Raw genomic sequence first — 1,829 nt, 5'->3', positions numbered from 1 at the left:
GCCGCCGGTCGACGTGGTCGGCATCCCGGGCGGCTTCTCCTATGGCGATTATCTGCGTTGCGGTGCCATTGCGGCCCGCTCGCCGGTGATGCGCGCGGTGGCGGACTTCGCCCGCGCCGGTGGTCACGTGCTCGGCGTCTGCAACGGCTTCCAGATCCTGTGCGAGGCCGGGATGCTGCCGGGCGCCCTGGTCCGCAATGTCGGCCTGCGCTTCATCTGTCACTCCTGTGCGCTGAGTGTCGAGCGGGCCGGCACGCCGTTCACCGCTGGGCTCCGCCAGGGCGACCAGCTCCTGGTCAGCACCGCCCATGGCGATGGCAACTACACGGCCGACGAGGCGACGCTCGACCGGCTGGAAGGCGAGGGCCGGGTAGTGTTCCGCTATGTCGACAACCCGAACGGCTCGCTCCGCAACATCGCCGGCATCACCGATGCCAGCGGCCGGGTGCTCGGCATGATGCCCCATCCCGAATGCCACGTGGACCCGCGCACCGGCCATACCGGCGGCCGTGCGATCTTCCAGTCCCTGCTCGAAACGGTCACCCGCGGATGATCACGCCCGACATCGTCAAGTCCCATGGCCTGAGCCCGGACGAGTATCAGCGGATCATCGAGCTGATCGGCCGGGAGCCGAACCTGGTCGAGCTCGGCATCTTCTCGGTGATGTGGTCGGAGCACTGCTCCTACAAGTCGTCGAAGAACCATCTGAGGAAGCTGCCGACCGAGGCGCCCTGGGTGGTGTGCGGGCCGGGCGAGAATGCCGGTGTGGTCGACATCGGCGGCGGGCTGGTCGCCATCTTCAAGATGGAGAGCCACAACCACCCCTCCTATATCGAGCCGTTCCAGGGTGCCGCCACCGGGGTGGGCGGCATCATGCGCGACGTGTTCACCATGGGGGCGCGGCCGATCGCCAATCTGAACGCGCTGCGCTTCGGCTCGCCGCAGCACCCCAAGACCAGACGCCTGATCGACGGCGTGGTGCGCGGCATCGGCGGGTATGGCAACTGCGTGGGCGTGCCGACCGTGGGCGGCGAGACCACCTTCCATCGCGCCTATGACGGCAACATCCTGGTCAACGCCATGTGCGTGGGCGTGGCCAGTGCCGACCGGGTCTTCTACGCGGCCGCCGCGGGCATCGGCAATCCGGTGGTCTATGTCGGCGCCAAGACAGGGCGCGACGGCATCCATGGCGCCACCATGGCGTCCGCCGAGTTCTCCGGGGAGGACAGCGACGAGAAGCGGCCGACCGTGCAGGTGGGCGACCCGTTCCGCGAGAAGTTGCTGATCGAGGCCTGCCTGGAGCTCATGGAGAAGGACGCGATCGTCGCGATCCAGGACATGGGTGCGGCCGGCCTGACCTCGTCCTCGTTCGAGATGGCGTCGAAGGGCGATGCCGGGATCGAGCTGGACCTGGACCGGGTGCCGATGCGCGAGCCCGGCATGACCCCCTACGAGATCATGCTCTCCGAAAGCCAGGAGCGGATGCTCATGGTGCTGAAGGAGGGCCACGAGGCCGTGGCCGAGACGATCTTCAGGAAGTGGGAGCTGGACTTCGCGGTGATCGGCAAGGTGACCGACACCGGCCGCATGGTGCTCCAGCGCCATGGCGAGGTGGTGGCCGACCTGCCGGTGGCACCGATCGCCGGCAGCTCGCCGGTCTATGACCGCCCCTACGAGGAGCCGGCGGCACCCATCCCGGTGGCGCTGTCCGAGCCGGCCGTACCGGTCATGCCGCACGACCAGGCGATCCTCCGGCTGATCGGCTGCCCGGACCTCGCCTCCAGGCGCTGGATCTGGGAGCAGTACGACCACACGGTCGGCGCCGACAC

Annotated in this window: 2 protein-coding genes; both read left to right on the top strand. The window is 68.6% G+C overall.

Annotated elements, in window-relative coordinates:
* The coding region (purQ, locus tag EQG76_RS22235; RefSeq protein ID WP_159716503.1) for a phosphoribosylformylglycinamidine synthase subunit PurQ at positions 1-553 on the top strand (553 nt) is incomplete at its 5' end.
* Positions 550-1,829, top strand: a 1,280-nt coding sequence (gene purL / locus EQG76_RS22230; protein ID WP_159716502.1) for a phosphoribosylformylglycinamidine synthase subunit PurL, incomplete at its 3' end; no start/stop codon positions are given. The genes purQ and purL, both read left to right, overlap by 4 nt.

Origin of the sequence: Geminicoccus flavidas (genome assembly GCF_009806515.1) — a bacterium.
GTDB lineage: Bacteria > Pseudomonadota > Alphaproteobacteria > Geminicoccales > Geminicoccaceae > Geminicoccus > Geminicoccus flavidus.
Note: the sequence above shows the minus strand (reverse complement) of the source record. Positions and strands in the feature narration are given on the sequence as shown.